The organism is Streptococcus mitis subsp. hohhotensis, from assembly GCF_020089495.2.
Taxonomy (GTDB): Bacteria; Bacillota; Bacilli; order Lactobacillales; family Streptococcaceae; genus Streptococcus; species Streptococcus hohhotensis.
Map to the genome: position 1 here is coordinate 58,102 of NZ_JAIRCA020000005.1, position 20,114 is coordinate 78,215.

Genomic DNA, 20,114 nt, shown 5'->3' on the forward strand with positions numbered 1-20,114 from the left:
TCTATTTTCCGATAAGAAAAAGCCAAAACTCGGCTTTCTCTCTGTTTATTTCAAAGATTATTTCGCTTCCATCACCACTGGTAAAATAGCTGGACGACGTTTGGTTTGGTCAAAGAGATACTTGGTCAGATTATCACGAACCTTCCCTTTAAGATCTGCCCAGTCAAAGTCATCTCCTTGAAGATAGTCTTCTACCGTCTGGTTAATCAATTCTGAACTTTCACGGAGAATATCACGGCTCTTCTTGAGATAAACGAATCCACGCGTGTGAACACGAGCCTTAGCCACAATTTTCTTCTCACGACGGTTAACGGTAATTGCGACGATGAAAATACCATCCTCTGACAAGACCTTACGGTCACGAAGAACCACATTACCAACATCACCAATGGCATTTCCATCAATCAAGACATCCCCTGCTGAAACCGCTCCAGCTGGGACAAAGTCTCCATTCTCATAAGCCATGCTGGTTCCCTTTTTAGGAATAAAAATGCGTTCTGGCAACATACCAACTGCCATAGCAGCCTTAGCATGGGCATCCAACTCACGGTATTCCCCTTGAATTGGGAAGAGATACTTGGGTTGCAAGAGATTGATCATCAACTGCAAATCACGCGCATTTCCGTGGCCTGACACACGCAAGCTTTGAGTGATCAGTTTGACAACCCCACCAGCTTGGTAAATCATGTTTTCCACACGCGCAACGACCGCTTCCTTGGCGATAGACGGAGTGGTTACGATATAGACCAAATCACCGTCCTTGATTTCCACATAACGGTGGCGACCAATCGACATCTTGCGAAGACCATTGATAGGCTCACCCATACGACCTGTCTCAAGGATAATCAACTCATGGTCTTCAAAGCGAGACATATCTTTTGGCTTAATCAAAAGACTTTCGTTAGCTAAAGACAATTTCTTGAGGCGAATAGCAGTGCGGACGATATTTTCAATATCAAATCCTGTCAAGACCACACGACGGCCTGTTGCATCCGCAGCGTCAAACACCTGCTGAATACGAGAGAGGTTGCTAGCTACTGCTGCAACGATAATACGTCCATCCCAATCAGAAATGGTTTGAGTGATTTCGTCCCCAACCTCACTTTCGCTAGCCACTTGGATATTACTGTCCGCATTGGCTGAATCGCTAAGAAGAGCCAGAACTCCATCACGACCGATTTCTGCCAAACGAGCGAAGTCTGTCGCATAGGATTCACTAGCTGTCTGGTCAAATTTGAAGTCACCTGTATAAACGATACTACCTTCAGCTGTCTTCAAGACAACACCCAAACTTTCTGGGATAGAGTGGGTCGTACGGAAGAAGGAAACTACAGTCCCTCCAAAATCAATCTCCGTATCCTCATCAATGACATGAAAATCATTGAATTTCTTAACTGCGTCATTTCCTTTGACAAAGAGCTTGGCCAACTCAATAGTCAACTCAGAACCAAATACAGGTACCTTAGCTTCAGCCAAGAGATAAGGCAGCGCGCCGATGGCATCGGCATGTCCGTGGGTCAAGAAAACCCCAGCGATACGGTCGCTATTTTCAAAAAGGTAGTCCATATTGGGAATGACCACATCCACCCCTAGTTGTTCATTTTCAGGATATTTTAGACCTGCATCCAAAACGAAAATAGACCCATCGATTTCAGCGATATACATATTTTTCCCATTTTCACGTACACCACCAAGTGTTGTTAAACTGATATTACTCATTTTTCCTCCGAAAGCTTAATTTATTTTGATTATAGGGTTACTTGCCCTTTTATTCTAAAAGCACTACTTTTAGCCGAATCTTTTCCTACCATTATACCATTTTTTTGATGATTTTCAAAATGAAGATTTGTTTTCAAAAAAGAGCTGGTTTCCCAACTCTTTCCTATCTGCTATTCTTTTTCCATTAAAAAGTCATAAATTTCTTGCACGGTACCCAGCGCCATCATTTCTTGGTCCTTGACGGTTTGTTTGAGATTTTGGTAAATCTGACTTTCTCCAATTTCCCGCTTTGGTGCCTCTTTATTGACCGTCATGACACCATCTTTGATCATCACAAAGCCTAGTTCTTCAAACACTTGAATCATCTTGACCAGCAAGATTTGTTGGATATTGAGATAAGTCGCTAAATCCTTGAGCTTATAGCGAATATCAAACTCTGGAAACTGGTAGATGGTCTTGTACAATTTAGCAAACTGCTCTCTAGTCCCATAGCCTGTTAGATAATAGGCCTTGTAAATGTCATTTTTGAAATAGACAGCAGAGAAATTCTGTTCCTGAAAAATGGTCTTCAGCTGAGTAATATCTTCAGGAATGGTTTGTACGACAACAGCTTCACTATCCGCCAGATTTGGCAATTCCCCAGCAAAATCCAAGACTGGAACCCCTTCTGGCAAGACTGCATTCTTCCCACGGATGTTAAAAAGTTGAACACCCTCCACACGCGCATCCACCATCATCAATTGCAGGGCAGTTTGGCCATTCCATTGGTTGACAGACAATTTGACTGCCAGCTCTAGATTCTTGGTTTGAGAAAACTCTGTCGCCCATCTGCCTTGACCGAAGGCTACCACTTCAAAACTCGCTTCCCCCTTAGAGATTTTCAGCTTGAGATGGGCATTGCCTGCCCCCATGGTACGGGCACTTTCAACCTGAAAATCCTTAATATAAAAGACTGGTTTCTGATTGTCCATTCCAAAGGGAGCTAAACGTTCAAAATTCTTGACTGTTTCAAGACTCAAAGTCTCCAAATCCAACTCTTCATCGAGGTTTAACTTATTCTTGCCAGCAGCATCTGCGCCTTTTTCACGGACATAGTCTTCCAAAACCTGAGATAAATCTGAAAGTTTCTCAACTTCCAGCGTCATGCCAGCTGCACCAGCATGGCCACCAAAGGCGATAAAAAGATCTCGATGAGGATCCAGAGCCTCAAAAATATCGACCGCTTCCACACTACGAGCACTACCCTTGGCACGACCGTCTTCTATATTAAGAACGATGACTGTCTGCCCTAGTTCTTCCAGCAAACGACCAGCCACGATTCCTAGAACCCCAGGATTCCAACCTTCCTTGGCCAAGACTTGGACCTTCTTCTCAGGGTCCACCATGGTCTTAGCTTCTTCATAGATAGACTGGACGATCTCCTTGCGCTCTTCGTTTTTCTGATGAATCATGAGGGCAATCTCATGCGCTTCCTCATCATCAAAGCCAGTAAGCAAATCAATGGCTGGATTAGGATCATCCAAGCGCCCCAAGGCATTCAAACGAGGGGCAATCTGGAAACCAACTGTCTCTTCTGTCACTTCGTTGGCAGCAATCCCAGCCATATCCATCATTTCTTGTAGACCAATTCGTTGAGTATGCCCCAACATTTCCAGGCCGTATTGAACCAAAATGCGGTTTTCATCCGTCAAACTAACCATATCTGCAATGGTACCAATAGCGACCAAATCAAGCAGTTCCACTTGAACTTCTTCTAACAGGGCACAAGCTAACTTGAAGGCCACTCCGCAGCCAGCCAAATATTTAAAAGGATAGTCCGCATCTGGATGCTCAGGATGGACAATAGCATAGGCATCTGGTAAGGTTTCAGGCATAGAATGGTGGTCAGTCACAATGACATCGACCCCCATCGACTGAGCCAGTTCAATAGCCTCGTGACCAGCAACTCCATTATCCACTGTCACAATCAAGGAAATTCCTTCTTGCTCGATGAAGTACTTATAGACACTGGCATTAGGTCCATAACCGTCTGTAAAACGATTGGGCAAGTAAACACGGCACTCAGCACCAAGCTGTTCCAAACTTTCCTTCACAATAGAAACCGAAGTCATGCCATCCGCATCGTAATCTCCATAGACGAGAATATTTTCCCCTTCTTCAATGGCCTGACGAATCCGTTCCACTGCCTTGTCCATATCATGGAGCAGATAAGGATCATGCAAGTCCTCCAAGGAAGGTTCTAAAAACTTCTTCAAACTTTCTTGCTTCTGAATCCCTCTCTCAAATAATAACCGAGCCACCTCAGGACCCAGTCCAGCCTTCTTGGCTATCTTTGTAAAATCCGCATCTTCTACCTGCGGGGCAAACTGCCATTCATAAGTAGGTGTTATCAAAAAGACATCCACTCTTTCTAAGAATTCTATTGCTTCATTATAACATGATTTAGGCTTTTTCTCTATCCAGATTGCTTTTTTATAAAATTTTAGTGAATTTTTTCAGATATGATTTGACAAGGCAATTTTTTTGGTGTAGAATCATGTTATAAAATCTAACACAAAGGAGATTCCTTATGGCTTTAGTAGAATTTGAACACGTCGAAAAATATTACGGAGACTACCACGCACTCCGCGACATCAATCTCCGTTTTGAAAAAGGACAAGTCGTTGTCCTACTCGGACCATCTGGTTCTGGAAAATCCACTCTTATCCGCACCATTAATGGTTTGGAGGCTGTAGACAAAGGAAGTCTTCTAGTAAATGGGCACCAAGTTGCTGGTGCCAGCCAGAAAGATTTGGTTCCTCTTCGCAAGGAAGTCGGCATGGTTTTCCAGCATTTTAACCTTTACCCTCACAAAACAGTGTTAGAAAACGTAACACTCGCACCCATAAAAGTTCTAGGAATTGATAAAAAAGAAGCTGAAAAAACAGCCCAAAAATATCTAGAATTTGTAAATATGTGGGACAAAAAAGATTCTTATCCAGCCATGCTATCCGGTGGACAAAAACAACGAATTGCCATCGCACGTGGACTCGCTATGCATCCGGAACTCCTCCTCTTTGATGAGCCAACATCTGCTCTTGATCCTGAAACCATCGGCGATGTTCTGGCAGTTATGCAAAAATTAGCCCACGATGGTATGAATATGATTGTCGTGACCCATGAAATGGGCTTTGCCCGTGAAGTTGCCGACCGCATCATCTTTATGGCTGACGGAGAAGTTTTAGTGGATACGACAGATGTTGATGACTTTTTCGACAATCCAAGCGAACCTCGTGCTCAACAATTCCTCAGTAAAATTATCAACCACGAAAGTGACAAAGTCAAATAAGGAGGCGCCTATGAAAAAGAAATTCTTTTTATCAGCATTATTGATTAGCCTTTTCGGCCTTGCTGCTGCAAAACCAGTTCAGGCTGATACCAGTGTCGCAGATATTCAAAAGAGAGGCGAACTAGTTGTCGGTGTCAAACAAGACGTTCCCAACTTTGGCTATAAGGATCCCAAGACAGGGACCTATTCTGGTATCGAAACCGACTTGGCCAAAATGGTAGCAGATGAGCTCAAGGTCAAAGTTCGCTATGTGCCTGTTACCGCACAAACCCGTGGACCCCTTCTAGACAATGAACAGGTCGATATGGATATCGCGACCTTTACCATCACAGACGAACGCAAAAAACTCTACAACTTTACCAGTCCCTACTACACAGACGCATCTGGATTTTTGGTCAATAAATCTGCCAAAATCAAAAAGATTGAGGACCTAAATGGCAAAACCATCGGAGTCGCCCAAGGTTCCATCACCCAACGCCTGATTACTGAACTGGGTAAAAAGAAAGGTCTGAAGTTTAAATTCGTCGAACTTGGTTCCTACCCAGAATTGATTACTTCCCTGCACGCTCATCGTATAGATGCCTTTTCCGTTGACCGCTCGATTCTGTCTGGCTACATCAGCAAGCGTACAGTACTACTAGATGATAGTTTCAAGCCATCTGACTACGGTATCGTTACCAAGAAATCAAATACAGAGCTAAACAATTATCTTGATAACTTGGTTACTAAATGGAGCAAAGATGGTAGTTTGCAGAAACTTTATGACCGTTACAAGCTCAAACCATCTAGCCATACCGCAGATTAAGGAGGACACATCATGACAGATTTATCATCTTGGACTGCCTATTTTCAGGATTTTGGACAATTTTTCAATGGTTTCCTCTTCACCCTTGCCCTAGCTATCGGATCCTTTATCCTAGCCATGGTTTTAGGCATCTTCTTTGGAGCCATGTCAACCAGCAAACGTCCAATTTTGCGAATCTTAGCTCGCATATTTGTGGAATTTTACCAAAACACTCCCCTCTTGGTGCAGTTTGTTATCGTTTTTTATGGCCTACCTCTTATCAGTGATCATATCATCATGATTCCAATTTATTGGACAGCTGTACTCTGCGTAGGGCTCTATCACGGCGCTTATATTGCTGAGGTTATTCGTTCAGGAATTCAGTCCATCCCTAGCGGTCAGATGGAGGCTGCCTTGTCGCAAGGATTTACCTATATCAGTGCCATGCGCTTAATTATCTTGCCTCAGGCCTTCCGTATCATTCTCCCTCCTTTGACCAACCAAATTGTTAACCTCATCAAAAACACCTCGACAGTCGCTATCATCTCTGGAGTGGACTTGATGTTTGTGACCAAGTCTTGGTCGGCACTTAACGGAAACTACATTCCAGCCTTTTTAGGCGCTGCCCTGCTCTACTTCTCTCTATGCTTCCCTGTTGCCCAGTTTGGTCGCAAGATGGAGCAAGCAAACAAAAAAGCCTATTCGCTTTAGGAGGTTACTATGGAATCCATTTTAGAAGTTTTGACCCCAGATAACCTAGTCTTTATCTTTAAAGGATTTGGCTTGACCCTCTATATTTCTCTAATTGCCATCGTCCTCTCTACCCTCATCGGAACGGTGCTAGCTGTCATGAGAAATGGCAAAAATCCTGTCTTGCGAATCATCTCCAGCATTTACATCGAGTTTGTGCGTAACGTTCCCAACCTCCTCTGGATTTTCACTATCTTTTTAGTGTTCAAGATGAAATCCACACCAGCAGGAATCACTGCCTTTACCCTCTTTACCTCAGCGGCCCTAGCTGAGATTATTCGAGGTGGTCTCAATGCCGTAGACAAGGGACAGTACGAAGCAGGAATGTCACAAGGATTTACTTCAGCCCAAATCCTCTACCACATCATTCTCCCACAAGCAATCCGTAAAATGCTGCCAGCCATCATTTCTCAGTTTGTGACCGTGATTAAGGATACCAGCCTGCTCTACTCTGTTATCGCCCTACAAGAACTCTTTGGAGCCAGCCAAATTCTCATGGGCCGTTATTTCGAACCAGAGCAGGTTTTCAGTCTTTATATCCTGATTGCCCTTATCTACTTCAGCTTTAACCTAGCAATTTCTAGCCTGTCTCATATGCTAGCAAAACGTTGGCAACAAGCTGCAGAATAAACAATCACTCTCCAGTTCAATTGGAGAGTTTTTTGATGAGAGTAGAGCATATTTATAGACCTCAATTTGACACCATACTTTTTCTATGATAAAATGTAACAAATTTATTTACAACAAATCAAATCTAAATGAAATGGAATTTTTTATGAAATCACTCAAAGGACTACTCTTTATCATAGCTAGTTTTGCCTTGACTATTTTGACTTGGATGAACACTTCTCCCCAATTCATGATTCCAGGACTAGCTTTAACAAGCCTATCTCTGACTTTTATCCTAGCCACTCGTCTCCCACTACTAGAAAACTGGTTTCACGGTTTGGAGAAGGTCTACACCGTACACAAATTTACAGCCTTTCTCTCCATCATCCTACTAATCTTTCATAACTTTAGTATGGGCGGTTTGTGGGGCTCTCGCTTAGCCGCTCAGTTTGGCAATCTTGCTCTCTATATCTTTGTCAGTATCATCCTTGTCGCCTATTTAGGCAAATACATCCAATACGAAGCTTGGCGCTGGATTCACCGTCTGGTTTATCTAGCCTATATTTTTGGAGTCTTTCACGTCTACATGATGATGGGCAATCGTCTCCTTACATTTAATCTTCTAAGTTTTCTTGTTGGTAGCTATGCCCTTTTAGGCTTGCTAGCTGGTTTTTATATCATTTTTCTATATCAAAAGATTGGTTTCCCCTATCTAGGGAAAATTACCAATCTCAAACGATTAAATCACGATACTAGAGAAATTCAAATCCATCTTAGCAGACCTTTCAACTATCAAGCAGGACAATTTGCCTTCCTAAAGATTTTCCAAGAAGGCTTTGAAAGTGCTCCGCATCCCTTTTCTATCTCAGGAGGTCATGGTCAAACTCTTTACTTTACTGTTAAAAATTCAGGCGACCATACCAAGAATATCTATGACAATCTTCAAGTCGGTAGCAAAGTAAGCGTAGATAGAGCTTACGGACACATGATCATAAAAGAAGGACGAGAAAATCAGGTTTGGATTGCTGGAGGCATTGGGATTACCCCCTTTATCTCTTACATCCGTGAACATCCTATTTTAGATAAACAGGTTCACTTCTACTATAGCTTCCATGGAGAAGAAAATGCAGTCTACCTAGATTTGCTCCGTGACTATGCTCAGAAAAATCCTAATTTTGAACTCCATCTAGTCGACAGTAGGAAAGATGGCTATCTTAATTTTGATCAAGAAGAAGTACCCGAACATGCAAGCGTCTATATGTGTGGTCCTCTTTCTATGATGAAGTCACTCTCCAAACAGATTAAGAAACAAAATCCAAAAGTAGAGCTTATTTATGAAGGATTCAAGTTCAAATAATTACTCATACTCTCCTGGAATGTCCCAGGAGTTTTTTCTACTCAACCGCAAAAAACACTGCCAGATTTCTAGCAGTGTTTTGAGTTTCATTTATCTTAGTAAACTGTTCTTTCAGTTTCTACATCGAAGAAGTGGGCTTTGTTCAAGTCAAATCCAAGCTCAACTGTTGCACCTGTTTGCAAGTAGTCACGAGCATCCACTTTGGCAACAAATTCGTCTTTACCAACTTGGCAGTAAAGGTGAGATTCTGAACCAAGCAATTCTGATACTGAGATAGTAGCTTTTACAACTGATTCTGGGAATGTTTCAAGGAAAGCAGGTTCTGCATTCACGTCTTCTGGACGAATACCGAAGATCAATTCTTTACCTTCGTAGCCTTTTTCACGAAGAACTTTCAATGCTCCTTCTGGCACTTTCAAGCGGAAACCATCTGAAACAATTTCGCTACCAACCAATTTCACGTTGATGAAGTTCATTGCTGGGCTTCCGATAAATCCTGCAACGAATTTGTTAACTGGGTTTTTGTAAACTTCTTGAGGAGTACCGATTTGTTCTACACGTCCGATAGTACCTGTACCAGCAGGGTTCTTAGTTGCTGACATGATAACGATACGGTCTGCAAGTGTCATCGCTTCTGTTTGGTCGTGAGTTACGTAGATAGTTGTAGCTCCGATACGGCGGTGGATTTTCGCAATTTCAGCACGCATTGATACACGAAGTTTAGCATCCAAGTTTGACAAAGGTTCGTCCATCAAGAACACTTTTGCATCGCGGACAATCGCACGACCCATGGCAACACGTTGACGTTGACCACCAGAAAGGTCAGCAGGTTTACGTTCCAAGAACTCTTTCAATCCAAGGATTTCAGCTGCTTCTTGTACACGTTTGTCGATATCTTCCTTGCTGTATTTACGCAATTTCAAACCGAAAGCCATGTTGTCATAAACAGTCATGTGTGGGTAAAGAGCGTAGTTTTGGAATACCATGGCGATGTCACGGTCTTTTGGAGCTACGTCGTTGACAACCACGCCATCGATAGATGCAGTACCTTCTGTGATGTCTTCAAGACCTGCAATCATACGGAGAGTAGTTGATTTACCACATCCTGAAGGTCCTACGAAAACGATGAACTCTTTGTCTTTGATGTCCAAGTTGAAGTCTTCAACTGAGTAGTGTTCGCTGTTTGGATATTTTTTGTAAATATTTTTAAGATTCAATTCTACCATGAGGTGAACTCCTTTTGTCTTTTGATAGTTTTATTATAGATGAAAACGCTTTACATTTCTATGGCAAGGTGACCAAAAAAATAAAAAAGTTCTGTGCAACTTGCACAAAACTTTATAAAATATCTGGTAAAATCAACTGATAACACAGGGTAAGATCTGTCAATTCCTTCAATTGTAGCCCTGTCAATTCTTCCCATTTATCAATCTTGTATTGGAGAGAATTGCGGTGCAGATAGAGTTGTTGAGCTGTTTTTGTCAGGACTGCACTGTTTTCCCACAGTGAAAGGATGATTTCCTGAATCTGGTCCTGATCCAAAATCATCTGGTGCAGGCATTCCTTGATTGCCTTCAAGTCCACGAGTCTTTCTCCCATACTCCAAAGATAGAGCTGAGAAAAAGTATGAACACCTTGATGACCCTGACGCCACCAAGTCTTGAACAAATCGCGCTCAGCTTTGATTAAGTCTGATAGGGCTTGATGGCCTGTCTGAGACCAAACCTGACCCAACATGATTGACAGACGAAGTCCAAAGTCATACTCAACCGCTTCAATCGTATCACTTAAAATAGCTCGTACAGAAGTGTACTTATCTTGTTGCAGCACGAAAACATAATCCTGAGCTCCGACCTGAAGCACCGTCTGACAGTTAGGAAAAAGGGTCCGCATCATATCTAGCCAAGAAGCTAGATTTTCCTGCTGAAAATAGGAAAGATGGCAATAAACAAGCTGAATCTTTTTAAAAGCTTGCGGTGCCTGGCCCTTCCCCTCAATCAAAAAAGAATACCAAGGATTGAGCGAACGAGCCTGCTCCTGCTGGGTCAAAAGAGAAATCAACTGCTTCTCACGCTCGCTGAGCCCAGCTTCCTCCAGCAAAATCCACTGCTGAGAAGCTAAAGGAAGAGTTAGATAACCCTCTTTCTCTACTGGTTGGTCTGAAATCTGAGCCTCAGGAAACCAGTCTTGTAGTTCTTTTGCCATCATGTCCTAGCCCTCCACTTTTTGGATGCACCACGAAATCAAGCTCTCAAGACGTTCCAGATTTTCAGTCATATGGAGATAGCCCATCACGGCTTCAAAACCTGTGGACATACGGTAAGTCACCACATCGGCATTTTTGGCCTTGGTGTGGCTATTGGTATTACGACCACGTTTGTAGATTTCTTCTTCTTTTTCCGTCAGGACTTGCTCCTCTAACATAAGGGAAATCAGGCGAGCCTGAGCCTTGGCTGAGACATACTTGGTCGCCTCTTGGTGAAGTTTATTGGGCTTGGTCATGCCTTTGAGGATGAGGTGACGGCGAATATACATGGAATACACCGCGTCCCCCTCAAAAGCTAACGCAATCCCGTTAATGAGATTGACATCAATCACGTGTCCACCTCACTCCATCCTTGGTGTCAAGTAGCTTAATCCCTTGTTCTGCCAATTGGTCACGGATTTGGTCCGCTATGGCAAAGTCACGATTAGCACGCGCTTCTTGACGTTTTTGGATCAAGTCTTCAATCTCTACATCCAAAACTTCCTCAACAAAGACAATCCCAAAGACTTCCAACATATCCGCAAGAGCTTTCTTAACCGCTGCATTATAGTTGCCAGAGTTGATCCACTTAGCCATTTCAAAGACAACTGTGATACCATTGGCAGAGTTGAAATCCTCATCCATAGCTGCTACAAACTTGTCTTTAAAAGCTTGTAACTCTTTGACATCCACTTTTCCTGTAAATGGTTGCTCATAAGTGTTTTTCAGATACTTGAGATTGGTCTCAGCGTCTCGCACTGCTTTTTCCGTAAAGTTGATTGGCTTGCGGTAGTGTTGAGTCGCAAAGAAGAAACGAATCACTTGCCCATCGAGGGTTTTGAGGGCATCGTGCACTGTGATAAAGTTCCCCAAAGACTTGGACATCTTGACATTATCGATATTAACAAAGCCATTATGCATCCAGTAGTTAGCAAAAGTCTTGCCTGTTTTAGCTTCAGACTGGGCAATTTCATTGGTGTGGTGTGGAAACTCTAGGTCGGCTCCACCACCGTGAATATCAATGGTATCACCTAAAATCTCTGTTGACATGACCGAACACTCAATATGCCAGCCCGGACGACCAGACCCCCAAGGACTATCCCAAGAAATCTCGCCTGGCTTGGCAGCTTTCCAGAGGGCAAAGTCTACAGGATTTTCCTTACGTGCCGTTTCTTCATCGGTACGACCTGAAGCACCTAGCTCCAAGTCTTCCAAGGTTTTATTGGCCAACTTGGCATAGTTATGAGATTTTTCCACACGGAAATAGACATCTCCTTGGCTCTCATAAGCAAAACCTTTTTCAATCAAGTCTTCCACAAAGCGGATGATGTCAGCCATAAACTCCACCACACGAGGATGGCGAGTCGCAGGTTTGACGCCCAAGGTCGTCACATCCTCACGAAAGGCAGCGATGTACTTGTCCGCAACCTCCTGAGGCGTGATACCTTCTTCCTTGGCACGGTTGATAATCTTATCATCCACATCCGTAAAATTGGAAATATAGGCAACCTCGTACCCACGATACTCAAAATAGCGACGAATGGTATCAAAAGCCACCGTCGAACGAGCATTCCCCACGTGGATATAGTTATACACGGTTGGCCCACAAACATACATCTTGACTTTGCCATCCTCAATCGGGACAAATTCTCGCAAATCACGAGACATGGTGTCATAGATTTTAATCATAAAATAATAGTCAGGAAAGCCAAAATCCAAGAACAGTTAATTTCATCACTAAGAGTTCAATTGAATTTCAGTCCGAATCTCTCTACACTTCGGAATCCCTTGCTCCTTTCTCATTCAGATAAACCACCTGAGTCTGTTTGACAAAGCCAATTTTTTCATACAAACGTTTGGCACCTACATTGCTATCTTCCACGGCAATCTGAAATTCCTTATCATTTTGCTCAATTAGTTGGTTGACAAGGGATTTTGCTAAATAGCTTCCATAGCCTTTTCCACGTTCAGGTTCCGATATTGCTAAACCGTAGAAGTAATTCGTATCGCTCGATAAATCAATCGTGCAAGTTCCAATAACCTGACCATCTTTTAACAAAATATATAAGCGACTTTCTGGATCCTTCAGAGCTTCAGCGACATATCTATCCACAATCTCTCTAGACTCATGTTCCTCTGAGAATGCCTTAAATTTTAACTGACTAATTTGATCCTGATAAGAACGATCTGCTAACAAAACTTCAAGATTGGAAACAGTTGCTAACGGATAAGGTCTTCTATCCTTACCTAACCAGGTTTCTGTATCCTCGTCTTCGACCAATCCCCAATTGATGACAAAATCAGGATAACGGTCTAGAAAAATACGTTCTGTCTGTAAAGTAACTGAACGAATAGGGAAAGAAGCCGTTTCTCTCTCAAAACTAGTAAACAATGCACGCGCAATCCCCTGACGGCGATGAGCTGGATGAACCAGTATCGTCACTTCCACATCTTGATCATCTGCATAGACAGTTAAGAGACCAACAAGTTCGCCTTTTTCATAATAAAGGAAAAAGGCGGGCATGTTTGGGTCAAAATTAAGCATGTTAGAAAGATAGGGATCACAATAGGTACCGTCATAGTTTTGGCAACAGTTAATTAGTTTTTTCGCCTCAGATAGCTCCTCTTGGCTTAACTTGTTTCTTGCTTGAATCATATAGGTATCCTCTACAACCCAGACGATCTGTGACTGGCTTCTTTGGCCTGTTCGAGTTTATTGACATAGTACTCTCGTTTTTCTTCGACTTCGTGAATGACTGGCTCATCCTTTTGTCCATGCACTCGGACAATCTTAGCTGGAATTCCGACAACCGTCACATCACTAGGTACGTCTGCTACAACAACTGCTGCAGCACCGACCTTGGCATTTTCACCGATTTCTACAGGTCCGATAACTTGAGCATGAGCGGATATGAGAGCTCCCTTTCGCACGGTCGGATGGCGTTTGCCAACATCCTTACCAGTTCCACCAAGAGTTACTCCGTGGTAAAGGAGAACACCTTTTTCAACAATCGCTGTTTCCCCAATCACCAGGCCAGATCCGTGGTCGATAAAGACACCTGATTCGATATGGGCACCTGGATGAATCTCAATCTGAGTCCAAAAGCGCCAAAACTGACTGTGCATACGAGCCAAGAGTTTGAAGCCATGCTTCCAGAGAAAATGCGAAAGACGGTGGGCCGCCAAGGCCTTGACACCTGGATAAGTCAGCAAAACCTCCAAAGTGGTGCGGGCCGCTGGATCATTTTCTTTTACGATATCAATGGTTTCGCGCCACCATCCCATACATTTCTCCTTTTCTTATTCTGAATCTTTTGGTGTTTCTGTAAATTCTTTCTTAGGTTTGTGGTCCTTGTGATGACGTGGTCGGTGAGGACGCTCAGACTTTTCACCTTTTTCATCACGTTCAGGTTTTGGAGGACGAGGAAGAAGGGCTTTCATAGAAGCATCCACACGTCCTTTTTCATCAATCTTGATAACCTTAACATCAACTTCATCCCCGATTGCTACCAAGTCTTCGACATTATTGGTACGCGTCCAAGCCATCTCAGAGATATGAACAAGGGCATCTGTCTTATCAAAGAGGTTAACAAAGGCACCAAATTTCTCGATACGAACGACTTTAGCACGGTAAACTTCATCCACTTTGGCTTCACGGACTAAACCAGCAATGATTTCTTTGGCACGGTTAATAGCATCTTGGTCGCTAGAGTAGATAGACACATTTCCTTCTTCATCGATATCAATCTTAACGCCTGTTTCAGCGATAATCTTGTCGATAGTTTCTCCACCTTTACCGATGACAATCTTAATCTTGTCCACATCAATCTTGATGGTATCAATTTTCGGAGCAGTTGGAGCCAATTCTGGACGAACTTCTGGAATGGTTGCTTCAATCACATCAAGGATTTCAAAACGCGCTTTCTTGGCTTGAGCAAGTGCTTCAGTCAAGATTTCTGCAGTGATTCCTTGAATTTTGATATCCATTTGAAGGGCTGTAATACCGTCACGAGTACCTGCAACCTTGAAGTCCATGTCTCCAAAGTGATCTTCCAAACCTTGGATATCGGTTAATACAGTGTAGTTGTTTCCATCTGAGATAAGTCCCATGGCAATACCAGCTACTGGAGCCTTGATTGGCACACCACCAGCCATAAGGGCAAGAGTTCCCGCACAGATAGAAGCTTGAGATGAAGAACCATTTGATTCCAAGACTTCTGCTACCAGACGGATAGCGTATGGGAAGTCTTCCAAACTTGGCAAGACTTGAGCAAGAGCACGCTCACCAAGAGCACCGTGACCGATTTCACGACGACCTGGTGCACCGTAACGACCTGTTTCCCCTACAGAGTATTGTGGGAAGTTATAGTGGTGCATAAAGCGTTTCTTGTACTCTGGGTCCAAACCATCGATGATTTGAGTTTCCCCCATTGGAGCCAAGGTCAAAACTGAAAGGGCTTGAGTTTGCCCACGAGTAAAGAGACCTGAACCGTGCACACGAGGAAGGAAGTCGACAACCGCATCCAAAGGACGAATTTCATCGACCTTACGACCATCAGGACGAACCTTGTCTTCTGTGATCAAACGACGCACTTCAGCGTGTTCCATTTGTTCCAAAATTTCAGCCACATCACGCATGATACGGTCAAATTCTTCGTGGTTCGCATATTTTTCTTCGTAAACAGCAGTTACTTGGTCTTTGACTGCTTGAGTTGCAGCTTCACGAGCCAATTTTTCTTCTACTTGAACCGCTTTTTGAAGGTCGCTGTTGTAGGCTGCGATGATTTCAGCCTGCAAGTCAGCGTCAACATGAAGCAATTCCACTTCTGCTTTTTCCTTACCAACTGCGGCAACGATTTCTTCTTGGAAGGCAATCAATTCTTTAACTGCTTCGTGCCCTTTAAGAAGGGCTTCCAACATGATTTCTTCTGACAATTCTTTAGCACCAGATTCTACCATGTTGATGGCGTGTTTGGTACCAGCTACTGTCAATTCAAGGAGAGATTGCTCTGCTTGTTCTTGACTTGGATTGATGATGATTTGACCATCTACATAACCCACCTGTACCCCAGCAATTGGACCGTCAAATGGAATATCTGAAATGGAAAGTGCCAAGGATGAACCAAACATAGCAGCCATTGGTGCAGAAGCATTTTCATCATAAGAAAGCACGGTGTTGATGACTTGGACTTCGTTACGGAAACCTTCCGCAAACATAGGACGGATTGGACGGTCAATCAAACGCGCTGTCAAAGTCGCATCTGTTGAAGGACGTCCTTCACGTTTCATAAAGCCACCAGGAAACTTCCCAGCTGCATACATTTTTTCTTCGTAGTTGACTTGAAGAGGGAAGAAATCCCCAGTTGCCATTTTCTTAGACATCACGGCCGCAGTCAAGACAGTTGACTCACCGTAACGTACGACAACTGCGCCATTCGCTTGCTTAGCAACCTGACCAGTCTCTACAATTAACTCACGACCCGCAAAAGTCGTTTGAAACACTTGTTTTGTCATTTTAATCCCCTTTGGATTGATAATATTATACGTCTTGCCTACAAAAATCAAGATACAAAGGGCGTGAAGAATCCCGTATGAAAATAGGAGATTGACGCAGTGTACCATGTACACCAGGAAATCTATCTTTTTCACTAGGGATTTAGCCCGTGTTCAATTACTCAAGATACAAATCATTAGAAAGGTTTGATGCTAAAGCATCTAATCCTTTCACGCTAATCGCTATCAGGCAATTAGCTAAATGCTTTACTAACTCTCTCGTCAAATAACATCGATTTGACTCGTTCGTGTCGCTCTTTCCTACCGTTAGTCATCAGAAAGATTTGATGCTAAAGTATCTAAACCTTTCAGTTAGAATGCATTCTATTTTTTAATATCCTCATCTTTGTATCAAGTACGTACAGAGTCTATTTTATCATATTTTTCTTAAAAAGTGCGGTCTTTACCATTAAAAAGGAACCATTCCTCTCACCTGAGAAGAATGGTTTGCTTTTTATTATCCGAGAGACTGATGATTAAACAAGGCATGAGTTGCTTGGTGGATGTATTTTGCTGTATCCGCATTGTTCATGGTGTAGAGATGCACACCTGCAACATCCTGAGTTACCAAGTCCACGATTTGGTCCACTGCATAGGCAAGTCCTGCTGCTCTGAGCGACTCAGGGTCATGCTCATACTTGTCTAAAATGGCTTTAAATTTGCGTGGAAGATGGATATTCTCACAAGTCTTCAAGAGACGGAGAGCCTGATTTCGATTCAGAATTGGCATAATCCCTGCATGAATGGGAACATCAATCCCAGCCAAGATGCACTTGTCTTGGAAATCATAGAAGCGCTCATTGTCAAAGAAAAGCTGAGTTACGAGGCTCGAACAACCTGCATCTACTTTCTTCTTAAGATTTTGAATATCTGAAATCTGATTTGGTGAATCTGGATGGCCTTCTGGATAACAAGCACCAACAATATCAAAGTGAGGGGCTTGTTCCTTGATGAACTCAATCAAGTCAGTTGCGTAGCGGAAATCCTTTTGTGGTTCCACATCTGGAATAATATCCCCACGAAGAGCCAAGATTTTCTGCACTCCAACCTTGTCCAAGTCTGCAATAGTTTCAGCAACCTTGTCCTTGGTCAAATAGATGGCTGGCAAGTGAGCAATAGTCGGAATCGCCAAGTCATTTTGGATAAAATCAGCCAAACGGACCGTCGTTTCCTTGATATTAAATTTATTATTGCTGGCAGTCACACTGATAAAGTGCGGCGCTAGCTCCTGCATATCTTGAAGAGCAGAAATAATGTTATCATTACCCACAGCTGGATTGGGAGGGAACACTTCAAATGAGAGTGACGGTGTTTGGCGTGACATAGTCCTTATCCTTTTCTAATTGTTTTTTCGTTAGCTGGATTCCTAGAATCCAAGTGAAACAGGCAGATTGACCAAACAGCACTTCTTGAAAAATCCTATCTTACAATTTCTCACGCGCAGCTTTCGCTGCTTCAACAAGGCGGATCAAGCTTTCTTTTGTTTCTGGAATACCACGTGTTTTCAAACCACAGTCTGGGTTGATCCAAACTTTCTTGCTTGGCACTTTAGCAAGGATGGCTTCGATTGTATTGTCGATTTCGCCTTCATTTGGCACACGAGGTGAGTGGATATCGTAAACCCCAGGTCCCACTTCTGTTTGGAAGTTTTTCGCTTTGAGTTCGTCCAAGATTTCAAGGTTTGAACGGCTAGCCTCAAATGAGATAACGTCCGCATCCAAGTTGTCGATAGCTGGGATGATATCTGTAAATTCTGAGTAACACATGTGAGTGTGGATTTGAGTATCTGGCGCTACTGTTGAGTGTACCAAGCGGAAGGCAGGAATTGCCCAGTCAAGGTAGTCTTCGTACCAGTCGCTACGACGGAGTGGCAATTTCTCACGAAGAGCAGCCTCGTCGATTTGGATGATTTTCACGCCTGCAGCTTCAAGGTCAAGCACTTCATCCTTGATGGCAAGGGCGATTTGAAGAGTAGAATCCTTGATAGAGATGTCTTCACGTGGGAATGACCAGTTGAGGATGGTAACAGGTCCAGTCAACATACCTTTAACAGGTTTGTTTGTACGGCTTTGTGCATAGCTAGACCATTTGACAGTGATAGGGTTAAGACGTGTTACATCACCCCAGATGATTGGTGGTTTCACCCCACGCATACCGTATGACTGTACCCAACCATTTTTAGAGAAGAGGTAACCTGACAAGTTTTGACCGAAGTACTCAACCATGTCATTACGCTCAAATTCACCGTGGACAAGAACATCAAAGTCGATATCTTCTTGCCATTTGATCCATTCGTCAATTGTTTCAGCAAGGAAAGCATCGTACTCTTCTTGAGACAATTCACCTTTACGGTAAGCCAAACGTTTAGCACGAACTTCTTTTGTTTGAGGGAATGAACCGATAGTTGTTGTTGGAAGAGCTGGAAGTTTGAAAGCTTCTTCTTGGATAGCTTCACGCTCTGCAAAAGCTGGCAAACGAGTATAGTCTGCATCTGTCAATCCAGCGATGCGCGCACGAAGTTCCGCATTTTCACCCACACGCTCAGTAGCAAAGAGTTCTTTGTTAGCTGCAAGAGCTTCTGCACCTTGACCATTGCGGATAGCATCCAAATCACGGATTTCATCCAATTTTTCAACCGCAAAGGCAAAGTGGTTCAAGATTGCTGGTTCAAATTCTTCATTAGCAGTTGTAAATGGCACATGAAGAAGTGAGCATGAGCTTGTCAAGACAATGTTTTCAGCTGGAATTTGTTCAAGAACAGCCAAGCTCTTTTCGTAGTTGTTACGCCAGATGTTTTTACCATTGACAATACCTGCATAAAGAGTCTTGTCAGCTGGGAAGCCACCTTTAACGAGTTCAAGAGTTTTCTTACCTTCAACGAAGTCAAGACCGATAGCATCTACTGGCAAGTTCACAAGGTCAGCGTAAACGTCACGAACATCTCCGAAGTAAGTTTGAAGCAATACTTCAAGACCTTTTTTGTCAGCCAAAAGTTTGTTGTAAAGGTTCAAGAAGAGAGCTTTTTCTTCAGCTGTCAAGTCTTTTACAAGAGCCGCTTCATCCAATTGGATGCGAGTCGCACCAAGTTCAGCCAATTTTGCAAAAACTTCTTGGTAAGCAGCAACTAAGCTGTCTACGAAGTCTTCTGCTTTCACACCTTCTTCAAAGTCTGACAATTGAAGGAAAGTGAATGGACCTACAAGAACAGGGCGAGTGTTCAATCCAAGTTCTTTTGCTTCTTGGAACTCATCGAAGATTTTGTGACCAGCCAATTTTACTTGAGTGTCTTTTTCAAACTTAGGAACGATGTAGTGGTAGTTAGTGTTGAACCATTTCTTCATTGGAAGGGCGCGAACGTCTCCTTTTTCTCCTTGGTAACCACGACCCAAAGCGAAGTAGCGCTCAAGATCAGACAAGTCCAAATTTTGAACTGAAGCAGGTACCACGTTGAAAAGAAAAGCTGCATCTAGGAAGTTGTCATAGTGAGAAAAGTCATTTGATGGAATTTCAGTGATGCCTTTTTCTTTGACAATGTTCCAGTGTTTAGCACGCAAGTCTTTTGCTGCTGCCAAGAGTTCTTCTTCTGAGATTTCTTTTCTAAAGTATTTTTCAGTTGTAAATTTTAATTCGCGGAATTCGCCCAAACGAGGGAAACCGATGATTGTAGTTGACATGATGTGTCCTCCAAAATTTGTTGTTGAAACTATCTTAACAGAAAAGAAATCATCTGTATAATTGTAAAAAATTAGGCTTTGATATAGTTTGAAAC

Annotated in this window: 16 protein-coding genes; 5 read left to right on the top strand and 11 right to left on the bottom strand. The window is 42.9% G+C overall.

Annotated features, from left to right (window positions below; all coding sequences use genetic code 11):
* Positions 1 to 57 precede the first annotated feature (57 nt).
* Together K4Z77_RS03325 and recJ are read right to left on the bottom strand one after the other, a co-directional pair.
* Positions 58 to 1,719, bottom strand: a complete 1,662-nt coding sequence (locus tag K4Z77_RS03325) for a ribonuclease J (RefSeq protein WP_101784458.1) — start codon at positions 1,717 to 1,719, stop codon at positions 58 to 60.
* Positions 1,720 to 1,889: 170 nt separating this feature from the next.
* On the bottom strand, positions 1,890 to 4,112 hold the full coding sequence (gene recJ / locus K4Z77_RS03330) for a single-stranded-DNA-specific exonuclease RecJ (RefSeq protein WP_224218435.1): 2,223 nt from the start codon (positions 4,110 to 4,112) through the stop codon (positions 1,890 to 1,892).
* 176 nt (positions 4,113 to 4,288) lie between these two features.
* Here recJ and K4Z77_RS03335 point away from each other — a divergent pair, with 176 nt between their 5' ends.
* The 5 genes from K4Z77_RS03335 to K4Z77_RS03355 all read left to right on the top strand — a co-directional run bounded on the left by K4Z77_RS03335 (position 4,289) and on the right by K4Z77_RS03355 (position 8,547).
* Positions 4,289 to 5,047, top strand: a complete 759-nt coding sequence (locus tag K4Z77_RS03335; protein ID WP_001229569.1) for an amino acid ABC transporter ATP-binding protein — start codon at positions 4,289 to 4,291, stop codon at positions 5,045 to 5,047.
* 10 nt (positions 5,048 to 5,057) lie between these two features.
* Entirely contained in the window at positions 5,058 to 5,852 is a 795-nt protein-coding gene (locus tag K4Z77_RS03340) for a transporter substrate-binding domain-containing protein (protein WP_080978017.1), read from the top strand.
* Between the two features lie 12 nt (positions 5,853 to 5,864).
* A complete protein-coding gene (locus K4Z77_RS03345; RefSeq protein WP_000131137.1) occupies positions 5,865 to 6,542 on the top strand; it encodes an amino acid ABC transporter permease in 678 nt (225 codons plus the stop codon).
* Between the two features lie 9 nt (positions 6,543 to 6,551).
* A complete protein-coding gene (locus tag K4Z77_RS03350) occupies positions 6,552 to 7,211 on the top strand; it encodes an amino acid ABC transporter permease (protein WP_000443889.1) in 660 nt (219 codons plus the stop codon).
* Between the two features lie 145 nt (positions 7,212 to 7,356).
* Entirely contained in the window at positions 7,357 to 8,547 is a 1,191-nt protein-coding gene (locus tag K4Z77_RS03355) for a ferredoxin reductase family protein (protein WP_224218436.1), read from the top strand.
* 95 nt (positions 8,548 to 8,642) lie between these two features.
* Here the strand turns inward: K4Z77_RS03355 and K4Z77_RS03360 are convergent, their stop codons facing one another.
* From K4Z77_RS03360 to metE, 9 genes are all read right to left on the bottom strand, one after another.
* The gene (locus K4Z77_RS03360; RefSeq protein ID WP_000229953.1) at positions 8,643 to 9,773 is read right to left on the bottom strand and encodes an ABC transporter ATP-binding protein; all 1,131 of its coding nucleotides are present in this window, start codon (positions 9,771 to 9,773) and stop codon (positions 8,643 to 8,645) included.
* Between the two features lie 112 nt (positions 9,774 to 9,885).
* Positions 9,886 to 10,755, bottom strand: a complete 870-nt coding sequence (locus tag K4Z77_RS03365; RefSeq protein ID WP_101776477.1) for a helix-turn-helix domain-containing protein — start codon at positions 10,753 to 10,755, stop codon at positions 9,886 to 9,888.
* 3 nt (positions 10,756 to 10,758) lie between these two features.
* Entirely contained in the window at positions 10,759 to 11,145 is a 387-nt protein-coding gene (locus K4Z77_RS03370) for a Mini-ribonuclease 3 (protein ID WP_000567927.1), read from the bottom strand.
* Complete coding sequence (cysS, locus tag K4Z77_RS03375) at positions 11,138 to 12,481, bottom strand: cysteine--tRNA ligase (RefSeq protein ID WP_224218437.1); 1,344 nt, start codon at positions 12,479 to 12,481, stop codon at positions 11,138 to 11,140. The genes K4Z77_RS03370 and cysS overlap by 8 nt, the downstream gene beginning before the upstream one ends.
* Before the next feature lie 82 nt (positions 12,482 to 12,563).
* Entirely contained in the window at positions 12,564 to 13,448 is an 885-nt protein-coding gene (locus tag K4Z77_RS03380; RefSeq protein ID WP_049550744.1) for a GNAT family N-acetyltransferase, read from the bottom strand.
* Positions 13,449 to 13,459: 11 nt separating this feature from the next.
* The gene (gene cysE / locus K4Z77_RS03385; RefSeq protein ID WP_049550743.1) at positions 13,460 to 14,077 is read right to left on the bottom strand and encodes a serine O-acetyltransferase; all 618 of its coding nucleotides are present in this window, start codon (positions 14,075 to 14,077) and stop codon (positions 13,460 to 13,462) included.
* Positions 14,078 to 14,092: 15 nt separating this feature from the next.
* On the bottom strand, positions 14,093 to 16,306 hold the full coding sequence (gene pnp, locus K4Z77_RS03390; protein ID WP_224218438.1) for a polyribonucleotide nucleotidyltransferase: 2,214 nt from the start codon (positions 16,304 to 16,306) through the stop codon (positions 14,093 to 14,095).
* 496 nt (positions 16,307 to 16,802) lie between these two features.
* Positions 16,803 to 17,669: a methylenetetrahydrofolate reductase [NAD(P)H] gene (metF, locus tag K4Z77_RS03395; RefSeq protein ID WP_000089966.1), complete on the bottom strand. Its 867-nt coding sequence runs from the start codon at positions 17,667 to 17,669 to the stop codon at positions 16,803 to 16,805.
* 100 nt (positions 17,670 to 17,769) lie between these two features.
* On the bottom strand, positions 17,770 to 20,019 hold the full coding sequence (gene metE / locus K4Z77_RS03400; RefSeq protein WP_224218439.1) for a 5-methyltetrahydropteroyltriglutamate--homocysteine S-methyltransferase: 2,250 nt from the start codon (positions 20,017 to 20,019) through the stop codon (positions 17,770 to 17,772).
* Positions 20,020 to 20,114 lie beyond the last annotated feature (95 nt).

What these genes read in the sequence shown, in the direction of transcription:
- K4Z77_RS03325 (WP_101784458.1), bottom strand. Translation starts at nt 1,719, where the DNA reads ATGAGTAATATCAGTTTAACAACACTTGGTGGTGTACGTGAAAATGGG.
- K4Z77_RS03335 (WP_001229569.1), top strand. Translation starts at nt 4,289, where the DNA reads ATGGCTTTAGTAGAATTTGAACACGTCGAAAAATATTACGGAGACTAC.
- K4Z77_RS03340 (WP_080978017.1), top strand. Translation starts at nt 5,058, where the DNA reads ATGAAAAAGAAATTCTTTTTATCAGCATTATTGATTAGCCTTTTCGGC.
- K4Z77_RS03345 (WP_000131137.1), top strand. Translation starts at nt 5,865, where the DNA reads ATGACAGATTTATCATCTTGGACTGCCTATTTTCAGGATTTTGGACAA.
- K4Z77_RS03350 (WP_000443889.1), top strand. Translation starts at nt 6,552, where the DNA reads ATGGAATCCATTTTAGAAGTTTTGACCCCAGATAACCTAGTCTTTATC.
- K4Z77_RS03355 (WP_224218436.1), top strand. Translation starts at nt 7,357, where the DNA reads ATGAAATCACTCAAAGGACTACTCTTTATCATAGCTAGTTTTGCCTTG.
- K4Z77_RS03360 (WP_000229953.1), bottom strand. Translation starts at nt 9,773, where the DNA reads ATGGTAGAATTGAATCTTAAAAATATTTACAAAAAATATCCAAACAGC.
- K4Z77_RS03365 (WP_101776477.1), bottom strand. Translation starts at nt 10,755, where the DNA reads ATGATGGCAAAAGAACTACAAGACTGGTTTCCTGAGGCTCAGATTTCA.
- cysS (WP_224218437.1), bottom strand. Translation starts at nt 12,481, where the DNA reads ATGATTAAAATCTATGACACCATGTCTCGTGATTTGCGAGAATTTGTC.
- K4Z77_RS03380 (WP_049550744.1), bottom strand. Translation starts at nt 13,448, where the DNA reads ATGATTCAAGCAAGAAACAAGTTAAGCCAAGAGGAGCTATCTGAGGCG.
- cysE (WP_049550743.1), bottom strand. Translation starts at nt 14,077, where the DNA reads ATGGGATGGTGGCGCGAAACCATTGATATCGTAAAAGAAAATGATCCA.
- pnp (WP_224218438.1), bottom strand. Translation starts at nt 16,306, where the DNA reads ATGACAAAACAAGTGTTTCAAACGACTTTTGCGGGTCGTGAGTTAATT.
- metF (WP_000089966.1), bottom strand. Translation starts at nt 17,669, where the DNA reads ATGTCACGCCAAACACCGTCACTCTCATTTGAAGTGTTCCCTCCCAAT.
- metE (WP_224218439.1), bottom strand. Translation starts at nt 20,019, where the DNA reads ATGTCAACTACAATCATCGGTTTCCCTCGTTTGGGCGAATTCCGCGAA.